The organism is Curtobacterium sp. BRD11 (assembly GCF_031844345.1).
In the GTDB taxonomy this organism is placed as follows: Bacteria; Actinomycetota; Actinomycetes; order Actinomycetales; family Microbacteriaceae; genus Curtobacterium.
In genome coordinates, this window is record NZ_JAUZUZ010000002.1 from 387,167 (window position 1) to 410,480 (window position 23,314).

Sequence of the window (23,314 nt, forward strand, 5' to 3'; positions counted from 1 at the left end):
GGATCCTCAGGCGTCAGGACCTCAGTCGACCAGATCGGCGGCGACCAGCCGGCGGAGCGTCTCGACGCCCGCCGGCGGGCACCGGTCCGCGTCCGACGAGGTGACCCACTCCACCTCGTCCACCTCTGCGGAGGCGACGGGCGAGGCGCCATCGGCGGTGCCTCCCGGCCGGACCCGGAACAGGGCCATGGCGACCATCGTCCCCTCGCCCTGGCCGTGCGCGGCCTCGGTCACCGTGCCGAACGGCTCGAGGTCCGCCTCGGTCAGGTGCAGCCCGGTCTCCTCGCGCGCCTCGCGGATCGCGGCTTCGACGTCGGTCTCGTGCGGCTCCGCCTTGCCGCCGGGCAGGTAGAGCACGTCGCGTCCGCGGGCGCGCACCATCAGGACCTGCCGGTCACGGACCAGCAGCAGCGCGCTGACGCGCAACGTGCGGGGGACTGCCGGGAGGCTCAGCTCGCGTCCGCCTCGCCGGTGCGGTCCGTCGAGACGGGGCACTCGGGCGCGGTGCGCTCCGCGAGCGGCACGATCGGCGACGGCAGCTCCGCCTCGGGCTCCGGGTGCACGCCGAACAGGGCGTCGAGCGCCCCGACGAACTCCTCGCCGCGACCGGCGCGACCGAGCTCGCGCGCACGCACCGAGGGGCGGTGCAGCAGGACCCCGACCAGGTGCCGGAGGGCCCGTTCGGTCTGCTCGACGGACTCCGGGTCGCCGTCGCGACGCTTCGCGCGGTCGATCTCGTCGTCGAGGATGTCGAAGACGTGCTTGCGGAAGGCCACGAGCGCCGGCGTGGTCGACTGCTCGAGCGCCTGCGCACGGAAGCGCGACACGGCGTCGTCGACCATCTGACGCGCCTCGGACTCGGCGTTCAGTTCGGCGATCGGCGCGTGGATGCTGATCGTCTCGAGGTCGAGCAGCTCGACGCCCTCGACGTGGGCCGCGTCGGGGTCGACGTTGCGGGGCAGCCCGAGGTCGATGACGATGCGGCGCTGGCCGTCGGCGAGGTCGGCCGGTTCGACGACCGGGACCTCGCTCGAGGTGCAGGTGATGACGACGTCGCTCGTGCCGATCGCCTGGCGCAGGTCGGTCGCGGCGACCAGGTCGTGCTTCGCGGCGAACCAGGGCGCCCGGCCGGACGGCGAGAAGACCTGGATGTTGGCGGCGCCGCGGTCGCGCAGCGCGGCGATGGTGGTGGCCGCGTAGCTGCCGGTGCCGACGAGCAGCACGCGGGTCCGGGCCCAGTCGGTGATGCGCGACGAGGCGAGCTCGAGCCCGAGACGGACCAGCGACCGGCCGGCGGCACCGATGCGGGTGCGGGTCTTGACGCCGCGGGAGGTGTGCGCTGCCTCCTGGAACAGGCGCTCGAGGTCGGACGTCGTGGTGCCGTTGGCGCGGGCGTCCTCGAGTGCCCGGCGGACCTGGCCGGAGATCTCGGTCTCGCCGACGACGACGGACTCGAGCCCGCTGGACACGGCGAACAGGTGCTGCACGACGTCCCCGCCGCCGAGCACGCTGACGGAGTCGAGGACCTCGGCGGGCACGAGGTCGCTGGCGGTGGCGACGGCGTCGACGGTGGCCGACACGGCGGAGTCACGATCGTCGCCCGCGATGTCGAGGTAGGCCTCGAAGCGGTTGCAGGTGGCGAGGACGACGGCTCCGTCGAGCACGTCGGAGTCCGTCACCAGACGGCTCGCGGCGGTCGGTGCGCCGATGCTCAGTCGCTCCAGGAGGTCGAAGCTGGCGTTGCGGTGCGACGCCGTGAGACAGATGAGCACGTCTTCCATCGTAACTCGCGCTCGGGCCACCGGCTGTTCGCCCTCCGCGTGCACAGCAGACTGTGCGGTGGCGCCCGTGTCCGGGGCGGGTCGTGCTCGGCCGCGGATGGGACAATCGGTGGGTGACCTCCGCCGCACCCGCCGCCCTGCCCGACAGCCACCCGCTCGTGACCGGCAGGACCTCGGGGTCGCCGCTCGTCCGGGCGCTCCGCGGGGACCGTCCGGAGACGCTGCCGGTGTGGTTCATGCGGCAGGCCGGCCGATCGCTGCCGGAGTACCGGGAGCTGCGGGTCGGCACCGCGATGCTCGACGCCTGCCTCGACCCGGCGCTGGCGTCCGAGATCACCCTGCAGCCGGTCCGTCGGCACCGGGTCGACGCCGGCATCTTCTTCAGCGACATCGTCGTGCCGATCAAGCTCGCGGGCGTGGACGTCGAGATCGTCCCCGGTCGTGGCCCGGTGCTCGGGTCCCCGATCCGCACGGCGGCCGACGTGGACGCGCTCGCCCCGCTCGACCCGGGTGCCCTCGCGCCGATCACCGAGGCCGTGCAGCGCACCGTCGCCGAACTCGGGGACACCCCGCTCATCGGCTTCGCGGGCGCACCGTTCACGCTCGCCGCATACCTGGTCGAGGGCGGCCCCTCGAAGGACCACATCCGTGCGCGCACCCTCATGCACAGCGACCCGGAGACCTGGGCACGGCTGCTCGACTGGGCCGCCGGCGTCTCGGGGGCCTTCCTCCGTGCGCAGGTGACGGCCGGTGCCTCGGCCGCGCAGCTCTTCGACTCGTGGGTCGGCTCGCTCTCCCGCCGGGACTACGTCGCCTCGGTGGCGCCGCACTCGGCGACGGCGCTGTCGCACGTGGCGAACCTCGGTGTCCCGCGCATCCACTTCGGTGTCGGCAGCGGCGAGGTCCTGCACGAGATGACGACGCTCGGCGACCCGTCGGACGGCGTCGCCGTCGACGCCGTGGGCGTCGACTGGCGTGTCCCGCTCGACGATGCCGTCCGCCGCGTCGGCACCGGCGTCACCGTGCAGGGCAACATCGACCCCGCGATGCTCGCCGCCCCGTGGGAGGTGCTCGAGGCCCACGTGCGCGACGTCGTCCGCCGCGGTGGCGCGGCCCGGGCGCACGTGGTCAACCTGGGCCACGGTGTCCCGCCGGAGACGGACCCGACCGTGCTCACCCGCGTGGTCGAACTGGTCCACGGGCTGGGCGACGGCCGGGGCGACGGGACCGGAGCCGCGGCGTGACCGACGTCGTCGTGGTCGGCGGCGGGGTCGCCGGCCTGGTCGCCGCCCGTGACCTGGCCGAGGGCGGCGCGCACGTCGTGCTCGTCGAGGCCGGGGAGCGCCTGGGCGGGATGATCCGCCGGCACACCGTCGCCGGGCTCGACCTCGACATGGGCGCGGAGTCCTTCGCGACCCGCACCGACGCCGTCGAGCGGCTCGCGACCGAGCTCGGCCTCGGGAACGACGTCGTGTCGCCCGACCCCCGCGGTGCGTGGCTGATGACCCGCGACGGCCGGACGGCCCCGATCCCGCAGACCGGCTTCCTCGGGATCCCGGGCAGCCCGATGGCCGCCGACGTCCTCGCGGTGGTCGGCCAGGGCGGTGGCCTCCGCGCACAGATGGACTCGCTGCTGCCCTCGCCCGTCGGTGCCCGGGCACAGTCGCTCGGTGCCCTCGTGCGGAAGCGCATGGGGGAGCGCGTGCTCGACGACCTGGTCGTCCCGGTCGCGGGCGGCGTGTACTCCACGCACCCCGACCAGCTCGACCCCGACCGCGTGGCCCCGGGGCTCCGTGCGGCCCTGCAGCGTGAGGGCTCCCTCGCCCGCGCCGTGCTCGCCCTGCGCTCCCGATCCGCCGCGGGCTCGGCGGTGCAGGGCATCCGCGGTGGCATCGCCCGGCTCGTGGACGAGCTCGTGGCCGACCTCGAGACCTACCGCGTCGACGTCCGGACCGGCACCCGCGCCACCGCGGTCGAGCGCTTCGCCGTCGAGACCGTGGCAGCGGACGGCACCCGCGAGCGCCTGCCCGCACAGCACGTCCTCGCGTCGACGGCCGACCCGGGCCGGACCGCGGCGGCCGACCGCACCGGCATCGAGCTCGTCACCCTGGTCGTCGACCAGCCCGAGCTCGACGCCGGGCCGCGCGGGACCGGGATGCTCGTGCACCCGGAGGCCGCCGGGGTCGGGGCGAAGGCCCTGACGCACGCGACGGTGAAGTGGCCCTGGCTGGCCGAGGCGGCCGCGGGCCGCCACGTCCTGCGGCTCAGCTACGCGACCGCACCCCACGATCCGGTGACCGGTGACGACGGGGTGGGGACGAGCCTCCCGGTCGACCCGGAGGACACCGTCGGCGCCCGCGCCGTCCGGGACGCGACCGCGCTCCTGGGCGTCCCCGTGACCGCGGACCGTGTGCAGGGCGCCGCCCGCGTCCGCTGGTACGGGCCGGACCTGACCGCAGCCGGCTTGGCCGAGGGGGTCGTCGGCATCGGCGAGACCTCCTCCGGCCGCGGTCTGGCGGGCATCGTCGCCGCGGCCCGGGCGTCCGCTGCACGCATCCTGGGATCCTGAGCGGACCGAGGAGCACCCGAGGGCTACTGTGGACCAACGCCGGACGTATTCCGTTCGGCGCATGACCACCGCACACCCTCAACAACGGAGGATCGCACATGCGAGGCAAGCTCCTGTTCGTCGCCGGCGCCGCACTCGGGTACGTCCTGGGATCGCGAGCCGGACGGGCGCGGTACGAGCAGATCAAGACCGTCAGCGGCAAGATCTGGAACAACGGCAACGTCCAGAAGGGCGTGCACCAGGCCGAGGAGTTCATCCAGGACAAGGGCCCGGACGTCGCCGAGTTCGTCGGTGAGCAGACCAAGAAGGTCGTCCGCAAGGTCAGCCAGAAGAAGGACTCGACCACCTCATGACCGACACCCGCGACCGCAAGTCGCGATCGTTGTTCGGTCTGGTCGGGGACATCCCGAAGCTGGTCAAGAACCTCGTCAAGGGCGAGATCGACCTGCTGAAGGCCGAGATGATCGCCAAGGCGAAGGTGTTCGGCCTCGCCGCCGGGCTCCTCATCGGCGCGCTCGTCATCGTGCTGTACGCGATCGGCGTGCTGCTGACCGCTGCCGTGATGGGCCTCGCGACCGTGATGCCGGCGTGGCTCGCAGCCCTGCTGCTCGCCGTCGTCATGCTCATCGTGGCCGGCATCCTCGGCTTCGTCGGCTGGAAGCGCTTCAAGAAGGGCCTGCCCCTCACCCCGAAGCGCACGATCGACAGCGTCAAGGACGACATCAACGCCGTGAAGGGCATGGGCAACAAGCCCGGCCAGCACGACCGGATCACCCGCTCCTGAGCGGGACGACCGACACCCCCACCGGAGGACCCCTGTGACCGATCAGCACGACGACCTGGCGAACCGCGTCGCGGCGACCCGCACGCAGCTGTTCGAGACCCTCGACGCCATCGAGGACAAGCTCAACGTCCCGAAGCAGCTCGGCATCGCGGCGTCCAGGGTCAAGCAGGGGATCGACGAGAAGCCGGTGCCGTACCTGGCCGGCCTCGCAGCCGGTGTGGCGGTGGTCGGGAGTATCGTCGTAGCGGTGCTCCGACGGCGGTAGACCGCCTCTGATCGGTGGTCTCCCGGACGCGGCGCGCAGCCACGACCCAGGCAACCGACAAGACGAGGAACCATGAGCTCCGACGTGCACGCAGCCACGCACGAGAACGTCCCCGACAACGCCGCCGCGCACGGCGGCAGCCCGGCGCACGAGACCGACCCGGCGAGCGGGATCGACCCGAACCTCCTCACGGCGTACGCGCTGTGGGCCGTGTTCCGGCGTCCGCTCGGGCCGATCCACCGCGTCGGTGACGACGCCGTCGCCGAGCTCGACGCCGCGGTCGCCCGCGCCGCCGACCAGGGCGTGACGATCCGCGGTTTCTACGACGTCTCCGGCTTCCGGGCCGACGCCGACGTCATGATCTGGCTGCACGGCGACGACGCACAGGCGATCCAGGCCGCGCTCCGCGACCTCCGTCGCACGGCGTTGTTCCAGGACGCCGAGCCGGTCTGGCACGCGATGGCCATGCACCGCGAGGCCGAGTTCAACAAGCGCCACACCCCGGCGTTCCTGCGCGGCAAGGACCCCGAGGCCTGGATCACGGTGTACCCGTTCGTCCGGTCCTTCGAGTGGTACCTGCTGCCGGAGGAGGAGCGCTCGAAGATGCTCCGCGACCACGGCATCGCCGGCGCGAAGTACCGCCGCGTGCTCACCAACACGATCGCGACCTTCGCCCTCAGCGACTACGAGTGGATCCTGCCGCTCGAGAGCCCCGAGCTGGTCGACCTCGTCGACCTCATGCGCGACCTGCGCTACACCGAGGCGCGCCTGCACGTGCGCGAGGAGGTCCCCTTCTTCACCGGTCGTCGGGTGACGACCGCCGAACTGCCGGAGGTGCTGTCGTGACCGACACCAGCCAGATCACCAACGGGAAGGTCCTCGCCGCGACCCCCGCCGCGGCGGACGGCCCCGAGCACGTCGAGGTCCCGACCGCGTACGACGCGATCCTGCTCGCCGGCTTCGGCGGCCCCGAGGGCCAGGACGACGTCATCCCCTTCCTCCGCAACGTCACTCGCGGCCGCGGGATCCCGGACGAGCGTCTGGAGGAGGTGGCGCACCACTACCGCCACTTCGGCGGCGTGAGTCCGATCAACGCGCAGAACCGCGCGCTCAAGGCGGCGCTCGAGGGCGAACTCGCGAAGCGCGGCATCGACATGCCCGTGCTCTGGGGCAACCGGAACTGGGCGCCCTACCTCGAGGAGGCCTTCACCGAGGCCGCCGACAAGGGCTACACCAAGCTCATCGCCATCGCGACGAGCGCCTACTCGTCGTTCTCGAGCTGCCGCCAGTACCGCGAGGACTACGCCCGCGTGCTCACCGAGACCGGCCTGATCGACACGATCCAGGTCGACAAGGTCCGCCAGTTCTTCGACCACCCGGGCTTCGTGCGCCCGTTCGTCGACGGCGTGCGCGACGGCATGGCCCGCGCGATCCGCGAGAACGAGGGCCTCGACGTCGCGACCGAGCTGCACATCCTCTTCTCGACGCACTCGATCCCGTCCACCGACGCGGCGAAGTCCGGCCCCGATTACCGGGGCTTCGACGAGCACGGCGCGTACGAGGCCCAGCACCTCGCCGTCGGCGAGGTCGTCCTCGAGCAGGCCTGGAACGAGCTGCTCGAGCAGCCGGAGTTCGCGCACCTGCAGGGCACGTCGAAGCCCGCGTGGAAGCTCGTCTACCAGTCGCGGTCGGGCCCCCCGACGCAGCCGTGGCTCGAGCCCGACATCAACGACTACATGAACGAGGAGCTGAAGGGCGGCCAGACCCGCGCGGTGCTCATCGTCCCGCTCGGCTTCGTGAGCGACCACATGGAGGTCATGTGGGACCTCGACGAAGAGGCCACCGAGACCGCGGGTGAGCTCGGCTTCTGGTCGCTCCGCACGCAGACGCCCGGCGTGGACCCGGCGTACGTCGCCGGCCTCGTCGACCTGGTGCTCGAGCGCGTCAACGGCACGCCGACGACCGAGCGTCCGCACCTGACCGACATCGGCCCCTGGTACGACGTGTGCCGTCCGGGCTGCTGCGAGAACGTGCGCGCCGGGTTCAAGCCGGCCGCGGCCGGGGTCGCCCCGTGACGGACGCCGACAGCGCGACGCCTTCCGACGGCCCGGCCCCGATCCGGCTCGGCACCCGTGCCAGCCGACTCGCGGTCGCGCAGTCGCAGGACGTCGCCGACCGTCTCGCCACGGCGGCGGGGCGTCCGGTCGAGCTCGTCACGGTGACGAGCGAGGGCGACACGAACCGCGCCTCGCTGGCGAGCCTCGGCGGCACGGGCGTCTTCGCCAGCGCCCTGCGCGAGGCCCTGGTCGCGGGCGAGGTCGACGTGCTCGTGCACTCACTGAAGGACCTGCCGACCGCTCCGTACGAGGGGCTCACGATCGCGTCGGTCCCGAAACGCGCGGACGCCCGTGACGTCCTGGTCGCCCGGAACGGCGCAACGGTGGAGACCCTGCCCGAGGGCGCGAAGGTCGGCACGGGCTCACCCCGCCGCGTCGCGCAGCTCAGGGCGAAGCGTCCCGACCTCGACGTCGTCGACATCCGCGGGAACATCGACACCCGGCTCGGCCGCGTGGACGACGACCTCGACGCCGTGGTGCTGGCCGCCGCCGGCCTCGGCCGGATCGACCGACTGGACGCGGCGACCGAGCTCCTCGACCTCGGCTTCTGGCCGAGCGCTCCCGGCCAGGGAGCACTCGCGGTCGAGGTCCGGGCGGACGAGACCGACAAGGGCCTGCTCGCTGCGCTCCGCAAGCTCGACCACGCCCCGACGCGCCTCACGGTGACGGCCGAGCGCGAGGTCCTCGCGAAGCTCGAGGCCGGATGCTCCGCCCCGATCGGTGCCACGGCGGTCGTCGATGCCGAGCTGCTGCTCGTGTCCGCGACGGTCTACCGCCCGGACGGTTCCGAGTACCGCATGGCGTCGCACGCGGCACACCTCGACGGGTCCGCGCAGGACCGTCTCGACGAGGCGCTCGAGGTCGCCGGTCGCGTGGCCGCCGAGCTCCTCGAGAACGGTGCCGCCGAGCTGGCGGACCTGGCGTCGACGGTGTCCGGTGCCCCTGCCGAGGGCGACCACTCCGCCGGGCCCGGTCTCGCCACCCCCGCCGCCGAGCAGCCGGCGGACGACAGCTCCACGTCGACGGCCTAGGCGGTCACCACGGACGACACCGCTCGCGTCGCGGACGAGGCACGGCCCCCGGTCGTCCTCGTCCCGCGCGGCGGTGCGTGGGGGGACGCGGTCGCCGCCGCGGCCCGGGAGCGCGGGCTCGTGCCCGTCGTCGTCCCGCTCATCACGGACGCTCCGCCCGCCGACCCGGCGGACCTCGACGCGGCGCTCGTCCGGTTCGCAGACGCCGCGCTCGCCCCGTCCGTCGACCGCGCGTCGGGACCGTCCGTCGTCGACGCCCCGGCCGGGAGGCACGACACACCACCCGCGGTCGGCACGCGTCCCGGGGGAGCCGGCTCCGGAGCCCCCTGGCTCGTCGTGACCAGTGCGACGGCCGTGCGCGTGGTCGCCGGGCGCGTGCCGCGCCTCCCGGCCGGCGTCCGCGTGGCCTGCGTCGGCGACGCGACCGCGCGTGCTGCCCGGCAGGCGGGGTGGCCGGTCGACCTGGTGCCGGACGAGGAGTCCGCCGCCGGGCTCGCCGCGGCCCTGCCGACGGACGCCGGACCCGTGCTGTTCCCCCGATCCGAGATCGCCGCGACCACCCTGGTCGACGCACTGCGCGCCCGCGGCATCGCCGTGTCGGAGGTGGTGGCGTACCGTACCGTGGGGACGGGCCACGATCCGATCGTCCTCGACCCCCCACCGGACGCCGTGCTCGTGACGAGCGGGAGCGTCGCCCGACAGGTCGCAGCGCGGATGACCCCGCTCGACCCGAGCACGCACGTCGCGTGCATCGGACCGTCCACCGCCGACGCCGCCCGTGCCGCGGGACTCCCCGTGCACGTGGTCGCCGCCGCTCGGTCCGCCGAAGCCCTGCTCGACGCCGTCGTCGAGACCCTCCACCCGAACCCCAGAACAGGAAGGTCATCGTGACCGGACGCTTCCCCCAGGTCCGCCCCCGTCGACTGCGGGCCACCCCCGCCATGCGACGACTCGTCGCCGAGACGCGGATCCACCCCGCCGAGCTCGTGCTGCCGATGTTCATCCGCGAGGGCGCCACCGATGCGATCGACATCTCGAGCATGCCGGGCGTGCAGCAGCACTCGCTCGACTCGTTCCGCCGGGCGCTGAACGAGGCCGCGGCGCAGGGCGTCGGCGGTGTGAACCTGTTCGGCGTGCCGACGTCGAAGGACGCCGAGGGCTCCGGTGCGACCGACCCCGACGGCATCCTGAACGTCGCGGTCCGCGTGGCGAAGGAGGAGGTCGGTGACGCACTCGTCGTGCAGTCCGACCTGTGCCTCGACGAGTTCACCGACCACGGCCACTGCGGCGTGCTGGCGGCGGACGGCTCGGTCGACAACGACGCGACGCTCCTGCGCTACCGCGACATGGCGGTCGCCCAGGCCGAGGCCGGCGCCGAGCTCGTCTGCATGAGCGGCATGATGGACGGACAGATCGCCGCCGCCCGCGACGCCCTCGACACCGCCGGCCACAGCGGCACCGCGCTCCTGGCGTACTCGGCGAAGTACGCCTCGGCGTTCTACGGGCCCTTCCGCGAGGCCGTCGCCTCGACGCTCGTCGGGGACCGCCGGACGTACCAGATCGACGCCGCCGACGGCCGCCAGGGCCTGCGCGAGGTCCTGCTCGACATCGAGGAGGGCGCCGACATCGTCATGGTGAAGCCCGCGATGAGCTACCTCGACGTCCTCGCCCGCACCGCCGACGTCTCCGAGGTCCCCGTCTGGGCGTACCAGATCTCCGGCGAGTACGCGATGATCACGGCCGCCGCCCAGAACGGGTGGATCGACCGTGACGCCGCCGCGATGGAGGCCCTCGTCGGCATCAAGCGCGCCGGTGCGGACGCGATCCTGACGTACTTCGCCGTGGACATCGCACGGAAGCTCAACCAGGAGGCCGGCCTGCGCACGTCCGGCAGCACCGCGGCGGTGTCCGGCGTCGCCTCGACCGGGAAGGCCCCCGAATGACCACCACCACCGCTTCCACCGGCACCGCTCCGGTGTCGAACGACGAGCTGTTCGGCCGCGCGAAGGACAGCATCCCCGGCGGGGTGAACTCGCCCGTCCGCGCGTACGGCTCGGTCGGCGGCACGCCCCGGTTCCTGACCGCGGCGAACGGCCCCTACGTCACCGACGCCGAGGGGCGGCAGTACGTCGACCTCGTCGCGTCCTGGGGCCCCGCGATCCTCGGGCACGCGCACCCCGGCACGGTCGAGGCCGTGCAGCAGGCGGCATCCCGCGGCCTGTCCTTCGGGGCGTCGACCCCGGGCGAGACCGAGCTCGCCGAGCTCGTGAAGCAGCGCGTGCAGGTCGACGGCGACGGTCCGATCGAGAAGCTCCGCATGGTGTCGACCGGTACCGAGGCGACGATGACCGCGATCCGGCTCGCCCGCGGCTACACCGGCCGTGACCTCCTCGTGAAGTTCGCCGGGCACTACCACGGCCACTCCGACTCGCTGCTGGCCGAGGCCGGCTCGGGTGTCGCGACGCTCGCGCTCCCGGGCAGTGCGGGCATCACCGCCGAGACCGCCGCGCAGACCCTGGTGCTGCCGTACAACGACCTGGACGCCGTGCGGGCCGCCTTCGACGAGCACTCCGAGCGCATCGCCGCCGTGATCGTCGAGTCCGCCGCCGCGAACATGGGCGTGCTCGCGCCGGAGCCCGGCTTCAACCGGGCGCTCGCGGAGATCACGCACGCGCAGGGTGCGCTGCTCATCGTCGACGAGGTCCTGACCGGCTTCCGCGTCGGCCCCGCCGGGTGGTGGGGCCTGGAGGCCGACGGCACCGTCCCCGAGGGCACCGGCTGGAAGCCCGACATCATCACGTTCGGCAAGGTCATCGGCGGCGGCATGCCCCTCGCCGCGCTGGGCGGCCGTCGGGAGGTCATGGACTTCCTCGCACCGCTCGGACCCGTGTACCAGGCCGGCACGCTCTCCGGGAACCCGCTCGCCGTGGCCGCCGGCACCGCCACGCTCCGGGCCGCGACGCCCGACGTGTACGCGCACCTGGACCGCACCGCGGCGACGATCGCCGACGCCACGAGCGCCGCGCTCTCGGCCGAGGGGGTCGCGCACACCGTGCAGCACGCCGGGAACCTGTTCTCGTTCGCCTTCACCGAGACCGCGCCGCGGAACTACGACGACGTCCGCGCGCAGGAGGCCTTCCGCTACGCACCGTTCTTCCACAGCATGCTCGACCAGGGCGTGACCCTGCCGCCGAGCGTGTTCGAGGCGTGGTTCGTCACGGCTGCGCACGACGACGCGGCCGTCGGTCGCGTGCTCGACGCGCTCCCCGCGGCCGCTCGCGCGGCTGCTGCCGCGACCGCGTAGGAGTCCCCTCGCAAGACGCCACGTCGGCGGTTCCGCGCAGCGACATCCCGCTGCGCGGGACCGCCGACGTTGCGTTTTCGCGGGCTCCGGGTCACGGGGCGGACGGGAGGCGCGGTGCGGCTACTCCGCGCGGCGCGCGTGCCAGCGGCCAGCGGTCCGCTCGATGGCCAGCGGGAATGCGAAGGCGTGCGACACCGCCTCGGACGTGACGACCTCGTCGGCCGGGCCCTGGGCCACCACGGCGCCGTCGCGCAGCAGCATCGCGTGCGAGGTCGACGCGGGCAGGTCCTCGAGGTGGTGGGTCACCATCACGCTGCCGAGGTCCGGCTGGCGCTGGCGCAGGGCGTCGACCGTCTCGAGCAGGTGCTCGCGCGCGGCGACGTCGAGTCCGGTGGCCGGCTCGTCGAGCAGCAGCAGGCGCGGTTCGCTCATCAACGCCCGGGCGATGAGGGTCCGCCCGCGTTCGCCCTGCGACAGCACCGGCCACCGGGCGTCGGCCCGTGCCGCGAGGCCGACGTCCGCGACGTGCCGTCGGGCGGTCTCGAGCTGGTCCGGCGTCGGCTCCCACCGCATCATGAGGTCCGTCGTGCCGGTCAGCCCGGTCAGGACGGTCTCGGTGACCGTCAGCGGCGACAGCATGCGGTGTCGCGGGTCGACGTGCCCGATGTGCTCGCGGAGCTCCCGCACGTCGACGCGGCCGAGCCGACGCCCGAGCAGCTCGACGGTGCCCGCGGTCGGGTGCCCGTTCGCGCCGAGGACGGCGAGCAGGGTCGACTTGCCCGCGCCGTTCGGACCGAGCAGCGCCCAGTGCTCGCCGCTGCGGACGGTCAGCGCCACGTCGTGCAGCAGGTCCCGCCCGGAGCGGGTGACACGGAGGGCTTCGGTTCTGAGCAGGACGTCGGTCACCCGGCCAGTCTGCCCGGTCGGGTGCCCCGCCCCGCCCGTCTCAGGCGGTCGCGTCGGCGTTCGCGTTCGCGGCGCGGATCTCCGCCATGTGCTCGGCCATCGCGCGGGACATGCTGCGGATGACGGCACCGGCGGCCTCGCCGTCGCGGGCCTTCGCCGCTGCACGGAACGAGTCGAGCCCGTGCTTGACGTCCCAGAACACGAACTCCGGCTGCCCGATGCGCACGAACTTCGCGCGGTTGACGATGCCCTCGGCGATCTTGACGAGCAGCTCGTTGCCCGAGTGCGCGACGAGGAACGCGATGAGTGCATCGACGTCGTCGTTCAGGGCGCGGTCCTCGGCGTCGGCGTGCTTGCGGGCCTGGTCGAGGAGCTTGCCGAGCTGCTTCACGGCGGCGTCGTCGAGCTTCGGCACGGCCCAGCGGGCGGCGAGCTCGGCGAACCCGAAGAGCAGCTGGAACGCGTCGTCGTACTGCTCGCGGGTCGGGGACGCGACGCGCGTGTACCGGTTCGCCTCCATCTCGACGAGCCCGAAGTCGACGAGCTTCGCGATGGCCTCGCGGATCGGGGTCCGACTGACGCCGAGCCACGCGACGAGCTCGTCGTCGTTGAGGCGTTCACCGGCCTGCAGCGTGCCGTCCTGGATCGCGGCGAGCATCTTCTCGAGCACGACGTCCCGCAGGAGCTTCCGGGGGGACGACTCCACCGACGACTTGGGTACCGGCATGGCTGCTCCTCACAGGTTCGGGTGTTCCGTGTGCCAAACCTAGCGTGTCAGTTGGCAAGCGTTCGGGAAATCACCTGAGAGGGAAAAGCATCAGCGTCGCAGGTCGACCACCGTCCGGCCGTGCACCCGTCCGGCGACCACCTCGGCGCCGATCGCCACGGCGTGCTCGAGGTCGACCGTGCGGGTGACGTCGGCGAGCAGTGCCGGGTCGAGGTCGGTCGCGAGCCGCTCCCACGCCCGCTGTCGCAGGGGCAGGGGCGCCTCGACCGAGTTGATGCCGAGCAACGACACCGCGCGCAGGATGAACGGCATCACCGACGTCGGCAGCGCGGCGTCCTGCGCCAGGCCGCACGCCGTCACCGCGCCACCCCACTTCGTCGCGGCGAGCACGTTCGCGAGCGTGGCGCCGCCGACGCTGTCCACGGCGCCGGCCCAGGTCGCGCGCTGCAGCGGCTTGCCGAGCTCAGCGATCGCCGCGCGGTCGACCACGTCCGACGCGCCGAGGGCACGGAGCGAGGCCTCGTTCGCCCGCCGCCCGGTCGAGGCGGTCACGCGGTACCCGCGGGCGGCGAGCAGGGCGATCGCCACCGTGCCGACGCCGCCGGACGCCCCCGTCACGAGGACCGGCCCGTCCTCGGGGGAGACTGTCCGCTCGAGGGCGAGGACGGAGAGCATCGCGGTGAAGCCGGCGGTGCCGATCGCCGCCGCGAACGAGTCCTCGACCGTGTCCGGCAGCACGACGAGGGACCCGCTGGGCACGATGGCGTGCTCCGCCCACCCGCCGTACCGCGTCTCGCCCAGGCCGGCGCCGTTGCACACCACGCGGTCACCGATCGCGACGTCGTGGACCCCGGGGCCGAGCGCCGACACGGTGCCGACGACGTCGATGCCCGGGACCAGCGGGTCGATCCGGGCGACGCCGGGGTTGCCCGCCAGGGCGAGCCCGTCCTTGTAGTTCACGCTCGAGTACGTGACGTCGACGCACGCCTCGCCCTCGGTGGGGTCGGGGCGGTCGACCTGCGTGATCGCGGGTGGGGTGGAACGGGAGACGAGGACTGCGCGCGTCATGGACCGGACGCTACCCCGTGCCTCCCGGCCGTCGTTCCGACCCATCGCACGGAGGATGGAAGGACGATCCGCGCATGGTGAGCAGGAAGGAACGGTCTCCTCCGCGCGGAACGGCCTCCTCCGCGCGGAACGGCGCCGCGCCGCTCAGCCGAACATGATGGCGGCCTCGTCGTACCGCGCCTGCGGGACCGTCTTGAGCTCACCCAGGGCGTCCTCGAACGACACGTGCACGATCTCCGTGCCCTGGAGCGCGACCATCCGGCCCCACCGCCCCTCGACCACGGAGTCGATCGCCGCGAGCCCGAGCCGTGTCGACAGCACCCGGTCGTACGCGGTCGGGGTCCCACCGCGCTGGATGTGCCCGAGCGTCGTGGCGCGGGTCTCGATGCCCGTCATCTCCTCGATCATCGGCGCGAGACGCTCGCCGATCCCGCCCAGCCGCGGCCGCCCGAACGCGTCGAGGCCGCGCTCCGTGTGCGCGTTGTCCTCGTGGTCCGGCACGAAGCCCTCGGCGACGACCACGAGCGGCGCCCGTCCCCGGTCGTAGGCGGCACGCACCCACGCCGCGATCTGCTCCATGCTCGTCTTCTGCTCCGGGATGAGGATCGCGTGCGCGCCCGCGGCCATGCCGGAGTGCAGCGCGATCCAGCCCACGTGCCGGCCCATGACCTCGGCGACCATGCAGCGCGAGTGGGACTCACCCGTGGTGCGGAGGCGGTCCATGGCCTCGGTCGCGATCGCGACGGCGGTGTCGAAGCCGAACGTGTAGTCGGTGGCACCGAGGTCGTTGTCGACGGTCTTCGGGACGCCGACGATCCGCAGGCCGGCGTCGGTGAGGCGCTTCGCCGCGGCCAGGGTGCCCTCGCCGCCGATCGCCACGATGGCGTCGATGCCGTGCCGTTCGAGGGTCTTCGTGATGTTCTCGACGCCGCCGTTCGGCCCCTCGAAGGGGTTCGTGCGGCTGGTTCCGAGGATCGTGCCGCCCTGCTTGGCGATGCCCTGGATGTCCTTGCGGCCGAGGGGCACGATGTCCCCGTCGACGACGCCCCGCCAGCCGTCGCGGAACCCGACGAACTCGTGGCCGTGGATCGCGATGCCCTTGAGCACGATGGCGCGGATGACCGCGTTGAGGCCGGGGCAGTCGCCTCCGGAGGTGAGGATGCCGATGCGCACGGAGACTCCAACGTCGTCGGGTTGCGGGGACCTCCCCATCATGTCTGACGGTGGTGTGGCATTACCATCCCCGTGTGTCCCTGCCGTCCTCCGTCGCCTCCGGTCCGTCCGGAGCGCCCGGTCGGCGGCCGGGTGGGTCCGGCCGGGGCGTCGGGTCCGGCCAGACCTCCGCTGCGGCCGTCCGGGTCGACACCGTGTACCGGCCTGGAGGCGCGGTGGACGTCCGCGCGACCCTCCGGCCCCTGCAGCGCGGTTCCGGTGACCCCGCCTTCCAGGTGGTCGGGTCCGACACGTGGCTCGCGCTGCGCACGCCGGCGGGGGCTGCCTCGGTGCTCGTGCGCCGTGCGGGCAGCGATGCCGTCGCGGTCTCCGCGTGGGGTGCCGGTGCCGCCTGGGCGGTCGAGCACGCACCTGACCTGCTCGGGCGCGGGGACGACTGGTCCGACCTCGACGTCAGCGCGCACGCCTTCCTGGCCGAGGCGCGACACCGTCAGCCGGGGTTACGGCTGCTCCGGACGAACACAGTCGTGGCGATGCTGGTGCCGGCGATCATGGAGCAGAAGGTGACCTCGCGACAGGCCTGGCGCGCGTGGCGGTACCTGCTCCGGCGCTTCGGCGAGCCGGCACCCGGTCCGGCGCCCGCGGAGATGTTCGTCCCGCCGGCCCCCGAGCAGTGGGCGCGGATCCCGAGCTGGGAGTGGCACAGGGCGGGCATCGAGCCCGGTCGCTCGGCGACGGTGATGCGGGCGGTCAAGGTCGCGCCCGCGCTCGAGCGGACGCTGGGGCTCGGTCGTGGTGGCGCGGTCGTGTCGCAGCGGCTGCAGTCGGTCCCGGGCATCGGGCAGTGGACCGCTGCCGAGACGGCGCAGCGGGCGCACGGGGACCCGGACTCGCCGAGCGTGGGCGACTACCACGTGCCGGCCCTCGTCGGGTGGGCACTGACGGGCGGCCCCGTCGACGACGACGGGATGCTCGAGCTCCTCGAGCCCTGGCGCGGGCACCGCGAGCGCATCGTGCGACTGATCGGGGGCTCGGGCTTCCGGAAGCCGACGTTCGGCCCGCGGATGACGATCCAGGACCACCGCTGGCACTGAGCCCGGACAGGACCGGAGCTGCGACGTAGGCTCCTTGTGAGAACCGATCTCACGAAGGAGGAACCATGTCGGACCCGAACACCACCCCCGCCGCCGAGGCCGAGGAGCACCGCGTCGCCGAGCACGACGTCGCCGACCACGACCACGAGCAGGACGGCGGCGAGCACGAGACCGTCGAGCACGGCGACCACGTCGACTTCGTGCACGACGGCCACCGGCACGCCCGTCACGAGGACCACTACGACGAGCACTGAGCGGCACTGACGTGACCGGCGGCGGCCGGGAGGGGCATGGCGGAGCCGCCACGTGCCTCCCGGCCGTCGTCGGTGCGGCCTCGGGCCTCCTACGCTGGCCCGATGACGACCTCCATCCGCTCCGCTCGGCCGAGTGACGCGGACGCCGTCGAGCGGATCGAGAACGACGCCGACCTGCTGTTGGTCGACCGCCTCCGCGCCGACGTCTGGGCTCCGGCTCCACACGGCGAAGCGCGGCTCGCAGAGCCCGGCTTCCTGCTCGTCGCCGAGGTCGACGGCGAGGTCGCCGGCTTCGCGCACGTCCTCGAGGTGGACGGTGTCTGCCATCTCGAACAGCTGTCGGTCCACCCGCTGCTGTCGCGGCGGGGCCTCGGCCGAGCGCTCGTGGAGGCCGCGAAGGACGGAGCCCGCGAGCGTGGGTACGCACGCATCTCCCTCCGCACCTACGCGGACGTGCCGTGGAACGCTCCCTTCTACGCGACGGTCGGCTTCCTCGAGGAGGAGCCCACCACGTCCTTCCACGGGTCGCTGCTCGAGGTCGAGGCGCAGCACGGTCTCGATCGGTACGGGCGACGGGTGCAGATGAGCGCGCCCCTCGGAGACCCACGTCCGTAGGAGCGGTGTCGGCGTCGGCGGGCCTACGGGTGCCGGGTGCCCTCGCCGGCGAGCACGGCCCGGTAGCCCTCGCGGAACGTCGGGTACCGCGGCTCCCAGCCGGTCGAGCGCAGCAGGGCGTTCGCGAGCCGCTTGTCGCCGCCTGCCTGCCGCCCCTCGGGCTCGGCGCTCGGCAGCTGCTCGACGCCGAGCTCGTGCGCCAGGAACGTCAGGACGTCGTCGAGTCGGACCGGTTCGTCGTCGGTACCGAGGTACGTCGGTGCGGGGTCGTCCACCCCCGCCAGGTGGACGAGTGCCGCGGCGGCGTCGTCCCGGTGGATGCGGTTCGTGTGGGGCGACGTGCCGAGCGACAGCCGGGCCTGCCCGGACCGCACCTGGTCGATCAGTCGCTCGCGGCCGGGCCCGTAGATGCCCGACAGCCGGACGAGCACGGCCTCGGGTGCCCGCTCCCGCAGCAGCGCCTCGGCCTCGAGCAGGACGCCGGCGGTCGGGGTGCTCGCCCGCGCCGGGGTCTCCTCGGTCACCTCGCTGCCGTCGTCGGCGTCGTACACCGCGGTCGAGGACACGACGAGCAGCCGGGGCGAGGCGCCGGACGCGTCGATGCCGTCGAGCACGTTGCGCAGGCCGTCGACATAGGTCGCGCGGTACTCGTCCACGGCACGGGAGCCGGCGGCGAAGGCGACGACGACCACGCCCGTCTCCGGGGCGATCGTCGGGACCTCGTGTCGGAGGTCGACGCTGCGGCCGGCGATCGGCGCGGGGATGCGCTCGGCGCGACGGCGGAGCCCGGTGACCGGGTGGCCGAGCGCCGCGAAGCGCAGGGCGGCCTCGGTACCGAGGTCACCGCAGCCGGCGATGACGACGGGGGAGCGGTGCTGCATGCCCTGAGCTTGTCAGGTGCGCGTCGGAGCGGCCCGAGCGCGAGGGCCCGGGCCATCGGTCGTCAGACCTGCTCGTTGTCCGGCGACTCGGGCTCGCCGCCCGAGTCGACGTCGCTGTCCTGCTGCGGGTCCTCGGTCGCGTTGCCGGTGGATGAACCGTCGGGCAGGTCCTCGGTGCGCTGGAACTCGCTCTCGGGGGCGTCCGTGGAGCCGTCGGTCGGGGTGTTCTCGTGCTGCTGGTCGCTCATGCGGCGCACGCTACGCGGGAGCGCCTCCACCGCTGTCCGGGCAGGAGTGTCCCCCGGGAGGCGACTCGGGCGCGGTGCTCGTGCGACCCGTACGGGCGCTGCGTCCCCCGGGTTTGTAACGGAGAGATAACGACTCAGAACTCGTCCAAACCCTTCGGCGGAGGGTCCCGAATCACCTGCATCAACCGGGAAACACCCGGAGCGCTCACCAGCCGCAGGTAGCTGGTTCTCCACCCCTTTCCGGGGTGTGTTCGGCGCACACACAGTGTCCGCGCCGAGCGCGACGACGAAAGGAACGCATCTCATGCGCAAGTCCCTCAAGACCTCGATCACCCTCGCCACCACCGGCGCCCTCGTCCTCGGTGGTGCCGCGTTCGGCATCAGCTCGGCGAACGCCGCGACCCCGAACGTGCAGACGGTCTCCTCCTCGTCCGAGGCGTCGAAGATCCCCGCCCCGGTCGCATCCGTGCCGGACGTCCTCGGCGGCGACACCTCCGTCGCGCTCGACAGCAGCTTCACCGACGCGCTGACCTCGCTGGGTCTGACCCCGGGCGTCTCGGGCGACGCGAAGCTCGAGAACGGCGCCGTGTCGTTCCCGATCACCGCCGGCTCGGTCACCTACTGGAGCCCGGACGGCAACTACCGCCCCTACGTGCAGGGCCTGCTGAACCACAACGGTTCGGGTCTGACCCTGAAGGCCGGCGACACCACGGTCACGCTCGAGAACTTCGTCGTGAACCCGGGCTCGTCCAAGCTCTACGGTGACGTCCTCGTCAACGGCGAGGTCGCCGCGTCGAACGCCTACCTGTTCGAGCTCTGGGGTGGTTCGCTCAAGCCGCTGCAGCTCGAGGGTGACAACGCGGTCCTGACCGGCACCACCGTCCACATCTCCGAGGACGCTGCTGGCCTGCTGAACAAGACCTTCAGCACCGACGCCGTCAAGCGCGGCATGCTCGTCGGCACCGCCACGATCACCGCACAGATCAAGTAACACCCCGCGGCACAACCGCCGCATCCGCACCACCACGAGAAGGCGCCGCTCCCGACCACGGGAGCGGCGCCTTCCGCACGTCCGGGTGAACGATCCGGTCCCCTGTCTCGTCGTCAGGGCATGGGACTCCGCACACGTACGAAGGTCGTCATCGGCATCGCCACCGGTGTCGTCGTCATCGGCGCCGCAGCCGTCATCGCCGGCCCGGTCATCTACGCGAACACCGTCAACGGCCAGGCCGCCGCCGCCCCCTCGCTGAGCGCCGCTCCGTCCGGCTCCGGTGCGACGCTCGATGCCCAGCAGGCCGACGGCACCTGGACGAGCACGAGCAGTTCGTACGCCGGGTACCGCGTGCACGAGGTCCTGCAGGGGAATGATGTGGACGTGGTCGGTCGGACGAAGGACGTGGAGGGCACCGCGACGGTCGACGGCGGCTCGCTCACGAAGGCGACCGTCACGGTGCAGGTCGCGACGATCTCCACACCCGAGGCCGCGCGCGACGAGTACTTCCGGAGCAAGGCCCTGCAGACCGACCGGTACCCGACGGCGACGTTCGCGCTCACCGAGCCCGTCGACGTCTCGAAGGCGCTCGACGGCAGCACCCAGGACGTCACGCTCACCGGCACGATGGACCTGCACGGCGTCGAGAAGCCGGTCACGGCCGATGCGCAGGTCGCCGTGACGAAGAACGGGGCCGTCCAGGTCGTCGGCTCGGTCCCGATCACCTTCGCCGACTACGGGGTCGAGGCCCCGTCGCTCGGCTTCGTCACCGTGGACGGGAAGGGCTCGGTCGAGTTCTCCCTCGACCTGGCGAAGTGACCGTGACGAGCCGTTCCGCCGACGAGCTGCTGGCGACGCTGTACCGCGAGCACGGCGACGCGCTCACCCGGTACGTCCGGCACCTGACGCGGGACGGCTCGACCGTCGAGGACGTCGTGCAGGAGACCATGGTCCGCGCCTGGCAGCGTCCGGCGGTGCTCGAGCGGGCGCCCGACAGCGCACGGGCCTGGCTGTTCACGGTCGCCCGGAACCTGGTCGTCGACGACGCCCGCTCCGCACGCAACCGGCGTGAGCAGGGCTCCGAGCACCCGGTCGACCGTGCCGAGGCCGACCGGACGGACGCGGTGCTCGACCGCATCGTCGTGGCGGACGCACTCGCGTCGCTCAGCCCGGACCACCGCCGCGTGGTGGTCGACGCCTACTGGCTCGGCCACACCGTGCCGGAGATCGCACGACGACACGACATCCCCGAGGGCACCGCGAAGTCGCGGTTGCACTACGGGCTCCGGGCCCTCCGGCTCGCACTGCAGGAACGAGGAGTGACCCGATGAGCGAGGACCGGTACGCGGAGTGGGACGCGGCGTACGTCCTCGGCTCGCTCACGCCCGACGAGCGGCTCGAGTACGAGCGGCACCTCGAGACGTGCGACCGCTGCACGGCGGCCGTCGCCGAGCTCGTCGGCCTGCCCGGTCTGCTCGCGAAGCTCCCGGCCGACCAGGCGGTCGAGATCGCGGCACCGGACGGGAGGCCCGACACGCGTCCCGAGAGCACCCTCGCCGCCGTCGCGCACCGCGTCCGACACCGTCGTCGCCGCCGTCGGGCATGGGTGGCCGTGACCGCGGGGCTGGCGGTCGTCGCCGCCGTGCTCGGCGGGCTCGCCGTCGGCACGGCCGGTGGACGAGGTGCGACGGTGCAGGCCGGTGGCGCGCCCACGACGTCCGCACCGACGACCGCGGGCGACCGCTACACGATGACCGGGTCGCAGGGTCTCGACGTCGACCTGGCCGTGAGCGGCGAGCAGTGGGGCACGCGCTTCGACTGGGGGTGCTCGTACGGCGGCAGGGAGTGGTCGGCGGACGGCTCGGTGATGTACGACCTCGTGGTGGTCCGGAAGGACGGCTCCGTGCAGACCGTGGCCTCGTGGTCGGCAGCCGGGGCCGAGGCCCGCGGGCTGTCGGCGTCGACGGACGTCCCGCGCGACGACATCGCCGAGGTGCAGGTCCGACTGCGCGGCGAACGCGGGTCCCTGGTGAGCACCGACCTCGCTCGACACACGGGATGATGGCGGGGTGGACCGCGCCGCACCAGTGCTCGACGACGTCGTCCGCGCGGTCGCGCGGACGGGCTTCCGCGCCCACGGCCTGCACGTGCTGGTCGGCGACGACACCGCCGAGCACCACTGGTCCGCCGACGTCCGCCGTGACGTGCACTCCGTCGCGAAGGGCGTGGTCGTCCTGGCCGTCGGGACCGCCGCGGACGACGGGCTGCTCGCGCTCGACGAGTCCGTCGGCACGCTGCTGCCCGACGTCGTGCTCGGACCGGGTGTGCAGGACGTCACGCTCCGACACCTGCTGACCATGACGAGCGGCATCGACATGCCGTGGTCGCCGACGCAGACCACCGACTGGCCGGACCTGGCACGGGAGTTCCTCGGACGCCCGACCGCCGGACGGTCGTTCCGGTACGCGAACGCCAGCACCTACACGGCCGCGAGGGCCCTGGCCGCACGGGTCGGCGACGTCGGCGCGTACGCGCAGGACCGCATCTTCACCCCGCTCGGCATCGACGACGTCCGCTGGGACCGCTGCCCGCTCGGTCACGTCGTCGCGGGCGGCGGCCTGTGGCTCCGCACCGCCGAGGTCGCGCGCATCGGCCGGTTGCTGCGGGACCGCGGCGCGGCGGACGGGCGTCAGCTCGTGCCCGCGGCGGTCGTCGACGCGATGCACACCGACTGGGTCGCGGCGGGGTCGTCACCGTCGTACGACCGCTACGCCCTCGCGGGCTGGGGCGGCCTGGGACGGACCTGGCGACTGCACGGGGCGTACGGGCAGCTCGTGCTCCTGGACCCGGTCGCCGACGCCGTCGTCACCCTCACCGCGGACGACCACGAGCGTGCCGACGTGACGGCCGCGGCCGTCGCGGAGGTGCTCGCAGGCTCCAGCTGAGCCGGTCCCGCCGAGCGGGCTCTCCTCAGGCCTCCGGCTCGACCGGACCGAGTGCGTCGAGGACGCGGTGGGAGACGGACCGCAGGGTGTCCGCATCCGCAGCCACGGGCCTCCAGAACAGCTCCTCGAGTGCCGCGGTGTGCGCGCGGATGCCGGCGAGCACCGCGCGCCGACCCTCGGTCGTCATCGTCACCCAGCTGCCACGCCCGTCCGCCGGGCAGTCCGCGCGGGCGACGAGCCCGCGCCCGACCATCCGCGTGACCTGGTGGCTCACGCGCGACTTCTCCCACCCGATACCCGCGGCGACGTCACGGACCCGCAACCGGTGGTCGGGAGCGCGGTGCAGGCCGATCAGGATCTCGAACTCGGGGATCGAGATGCCGGCACCCTGCTGGACGGCCTGGTCGAGCGCCCGGTCGAGCCGACGCCAGACGTCGTGGAACGCGTCCCAGGTCGCCCAGTCGTGCCCCTCGCCGCCCTGCTCCGCCATGACCGCCAGCGTAACCAGCGGGCGTGCCGCGGGACCGAGGATCATCCGTTCGGCTGACTCCGGGGCAGCAC

General features: G+C 73.2%; 28 protein-coding genes. 19 read left to right on the forward strand and 9 right to left on the reverse strand.

The genetic code is table 11. The features are described 5' to 3' along the window. Positions 1-21 precede the first annotated feature (21 nt). Positions 22-426: an NUDIX domain-containing protein gene (locus Q9R28_RS06450; RefSeq protein WP_251154346.1), complete on the reverse strand. Its 405-nt coding sequence runs from the start codon at positions 424-426 to the stop codon at positions 22-24. A gap of 23 nt (positions 427-449) precedes the next feature. Next, positions 450-1,772, reverse strand: a complete 1,323-nt coding sequence (locus tag Q9R28_RS06455; RefSeq protein WP_066657578.1) for a glutamyl-tRNA reductase — start codon at positions 1,770-1,772, stop codon at positions 450-452. Between the two features lie 122 nt (positions 1,773-1,894). Between Q9R28_RS06455 and hemE the strand changes: the two genes are divergently transcribed. From hemE to hemL, 11 genes are all read left to right on the forward strand, one after another. Continuing rightward, a complete protein-coding gene (gene hemE / locus Q9R28_RS06460; protein ID WP_311205710.1) occupies positions 1,895-3,025 on the forward strand; it encodes a uroporphyrinogen decarboxylase in 1,131 nt (376 codons plus the stop codon). After that, positions 3,022-4,350, forward strand: a complete 1,329-nt coding sequence (locus Q9R28_RS06465) for an FAD-dependent oxidoreductase (protein ID WP_311205711.1) — start codon at positions 3,022-3,024, stop codon at positions 4,348-4,350. Before hemE ends, Q9R28_RS06465 begins: the two co-directional genes overlap by 4 nt. Before the next feature lie 98 nt (positions 4,351-4,448). Next, the gene (locus Q9R28_RS06470; RefSeq protein WP_066651317.1) at positions 4,449-4,703 is read left to right on the forward strand and encodes a hypothetical protein; all 255 of its coding nucleotides are present in this window, start codon (positions 4,449-4,451) and stop codon (positions 4,701-4,703) included. Beyond that, a complete protein-coding gene (locus tag Q9R28_RS06475) occupies positions 4,700-5,134 on the forward strand; it encodes a phage holin family protein (RefSeq protein ID WP_066651323.1) in 435 nt (144 codons plus the stop codon). The genes Q9R28_RS06470 and Q9R28_RS06475 overlap by 4 nt, the downstream gene beginning before the upstream one ends. Before the next feature lie 34 nt (positions 5,135-5,168). Then, on the forward strand, positions 5,169-5,399 hold the full coding sequence (locus tag Q9R28_RS06480; protein WP_066651325.1) for a DUF3618 domain-containing protein: 231 nt from the start codon (positions 5,169-5,171) through the stop codon (positions 5,397-5,399). A 72-nt stretch (positions 5,400-5,471) separates the two neighbouring features. Further along, positions 5,472-6,245: a hydrogen peroxide-dependent heme synthase gene (hemQ, locus tag Q9R28_RS06485; RefSeq protein WP_066651327.1), complete on the forward strand. Its 774-nt coding sequence runs from the start codon at positions 5,472-5,474 to the stop codon at positions 6,243-6,245. Continuing rightward, on the forward strand, positions 6,242-7,474 hold the full coding sequence (locus Q9R28_RS06490; protein ID WP_066651329.1) for a ferrochelatase: 1,233 nt from the start codon (positions 6,242-6,244) through the stop codon (positions 7,472-7,474). Before hemQ ends, Q9R28_RS06490 begins: the two co-directional genes overlap by 4 nt. Then, positions 7,471-8,547 carry a hydroxymethylbilane synthase gene (gene hemC, locus Q9R28_RS06495; protein ID WP_311205712.1) on the forward strand — a complete coding sequence of 359 codons (1,077 nt, stop codon included), beginning with the start codon at positions 7,471-7,473 and terminating at the stop codon, positions 8,545-8,547. Before Q9R28_RS06490 ends, hemC begins: the two co-directional genes overlap by 4 nt. A 120-nt stretch (positions 8,548-8,667) precedes the next feature. Then, entirely contained in the window at positions 8,668-9,438 is a 771-nt protein-coding gene (locus tag Q9R28_RS06500; protein WP_066651333.1) for a uroporphyrinogen-III synthase, read from the forward strand. Beyond that, complete coding sequence (gene hemB / locus Q9R28_RS06505) at positions 9,435-10,490, forward strand: porphobilinogen synthase (RefSeq protein ID WP_268746766.1); 1,056 nt, start codon at positions 9,435-9,437, stop codon at positions 10,488-10,490. Before Q9R28_RS06500 ends, hemB begins: the two co-directional genes overlap by 4 nt. After that, on the forward strand, positions 10,487-11,851 hold the full coding sequence (hemL, locus tag Q9R28_RS06510; RefSeq protein WP_311205713.1) for a glutamate-1-semialdehyde 2,1-aminomutase: 1,365 nt from the start codon (positions 10,487-10,489) through the stop codon (positions 11,849-11,851). Before hemB ends, hemL begins: the two co-directional genes overlap by 4 nt. A 120-nt stretch (positions 11,852-11,971) precedes the next feature. Here hemL and Q9R28_RS06515 read toward each other — a convergent pair whose 3' ends face one another. The 4 genes from Q9R28_RS06515 to Q9R28_RS06530 form a co-directional block, all read right to left on the reverse strand. Continuing rightward, the gene (locus tag Q9R28_RS06515; protein ID WP_066651344.1) at positions 11,972-12,757 is read right to left on the reverse strand and encodes an ABC transporter ATP-binding protein; all 786 of its coding nucleotides are present in this window, start codon (positions 12,755-12,757) and stop codon (positions 11,972-11,974) included. Positions 12,758-12,797: 40 nt separating this feature from the next. Further along, positions 12,798-13,484 carry a GntR family transcriptional regulator gene (locus tag Q9R28_RS06520; RefSeq protein ID WP_311205714.1) on the reverse strand — a complete coding sequence of 229 codons (687 nt, stop codon included), beginning with the start codon at positions 13,482-13,484 and terminating at the stop codon, positions 12,798-12,800. Positions 13,485-13,574: 90 nt separating this feature from the next. Beyond that, positions 13,575-14,552 carry an MDR family oxidoreductase gene (locus Q9R28_RS06525; protein WP_311205715.1) on the reverse strand — a complete coding sequence of 326 codons (978 nt, stop codon included), beginning with the start codon at positions 14,550-14,552 and terminating at the stop codon, positions 13,575-13,577. Positions 14,553-14,696: 144 nt separating this feature from the next. Beyond that, the gene (locus Q9R28_RS06530) at positions 14,697-15,725 is read right to left on the reverse strand and encodes a 6-phosphofructokinase (RefSeq protein WP_251154335.1); all 1,029 of its coding nucleotides are present in this window, start codon (positions 15,723-15,725) and stop codon (positions 14,697-14,699) included. A gap of 194 nt (positions 15,726-15,919) precedes the next feature. Between Q9R28_RS06530 and Q9R28_RS06535 the strand changes: the two genes are divergently transcribed. From Q9R28_RS06535 to Q9R28_RS06545, 3 genes are all read left to right on the forward strand, one after another. Next, positions 15,920-16,819, forward strand: a complete 900-nt coding sequence (locus Q9R28_RS06535) for a DNA-3-methyladenine glycosylase 2 family protein (protein WP_209684925.1) — start codon at positions 15,920-15,922, stop codon at positions 16,817-16,819. 65 nt (positions 16,820-16,884) lie between these two features. After that, positions 16,885-17,073 carry a hypothetical protein gene (locus tag Q9R28_RS06540; RefSeq protein WP_058750533.1) on the forward strand — a complete coding sequence of 63 codons (189 nt, stop codon included), beginning with the start codon at positions 16,885-16,887 and terminating at the stop codon, positions 17,071-17,073. Between the two features lie 102 nt (positions 17,074-17,175). Then, positions 17,176-17,688, forward strand: coding sequence for a GNAT family N-acetyltransferase (locus Q9R28_RS06545; protein ID WP_311205716.1), 513 nt, complete (start codon positions 17,176-17,178; stop codon positions 17,686-17,688). 23 nt (positions 17,689-17,711) lie between these two features. On the opposite strand, the gene Q9R28_RS06550 is transcribed toward Q9R28_RS06545, so the two are convergent. Together Q9R28_RS06550 and Q9R28_RS06555 are read right to left on the reverse strand one after the other, a co-directional pair. After that, the gene (locus Q9R28_RS06550) at positions 17,712-18,569 is read right to left on the reverse strand and encodes an NAD-dependent epimerase/dehydratase family protein (protein ID WP_251160049.1); all 858 of its coding nucleotides are present in this window, start codon (positions 18,567-18,569) and stop codon (positions 17,712-17,714) included. Between the two features lie 62 nt (positions 18,570-18,631). Continuing rightward, complete coding sequence (locus tag Q9R28_RS06555) at positions 18,632-18,817, reverse strand: hypothetical protein (RefSeq protein ID WP_058729353.1); 186 nt, start codon at positions 18,815-18,817, stop codon at positions 18,632-18,634. A gap of 304 nt (positions 18,818-19,121) precedes the next feature. Between Q9R28_RS06555 and Q9R28_RS06560 the strand changes: the two genes are divergently transcribed. From Q9R28_RS06560 to Q9R28_RS06580, 5 genes are all read left to right on the forward strand, one after another. Continuing rightward, positions 19,122-19,808, forward strand: a complete 687-nt coding sequence (locus tag Q9R28_RS06560) for a hypothetical protein (RefSeq protein WP_209684638.1) — start codon at positions 19,122-19,124, stop codon at positions 19,806-19,808. Positions 19,809-19,928: 120 nt separating this feature from the next. Further along, positions 19,929-20,627 (forward strand): YceI family protein, encoded by a 699-nt coding sequence (locus Q9R28_RS06565; RefSeq protein WP_311205717.1) that lies wholly within the window; start codon positions 19,929-19,931, stop codon positions 20,625-20,627. Next, positions 20,624-21,139: a sigma-70 family RNA polymerase sigma factor gene (locus Q9R28_RS06570; RefSeq protein ID WP_066651360.1), complete on the forward strand. Its 516-nt coding sequence runs from the start codon at positions 20,624-20,626 to the stop codon at positions 21,137-21,139. Before Q9R28_RS06565 ends, Q9R28_RS06570 begins: the two co-directional genes overlap by 4 nt. After that, positions 21,136-21,870, forward strand: a complete 735-nt coding sequence (locus tag Q9R28_RS06575) for an anti-sigma factor (RefSeq protein WP_066651362.1) — start codon at positions 21,136-21,138, stop codon at positions 21,868-21,870. The genes Q9R28_RS06570 and Q9R28_RS06575 overlap by 4 nt, the downstream gene beginning before the upstream one ends. Positions 21,871-21,877: 7 nt before the next feature. Continuing rightward, positions 21,878-22,753 (forward strand): serine hydrolase, encoded by an 876-nt coding sequence (locus Q9R28_RS06580; protein WP_311205718.1) that lies wholly within the window; start codon positions 21,878-21,880, stop codon positions 22,751-22,753. 25 nt (positions 22,754-22,778) lie between these two features. On the opposite strand, the gene Q9R28_RS06585 is transcribed toward Q9R28_RS06580, so the two are convergent. Further along, a complete protein-coding gene (locus tag Q9R28_RS06585; protein ID WP_158407717.1) occupies positions 22,779-23,243 on the reverse strand; it encodes a MarR family winged helix-turn-helix transcriptional regulator in 465 nt (154 codons plus the stop codon). Positions 23,244-23,314: the final 71 nt, after the last annotated feature.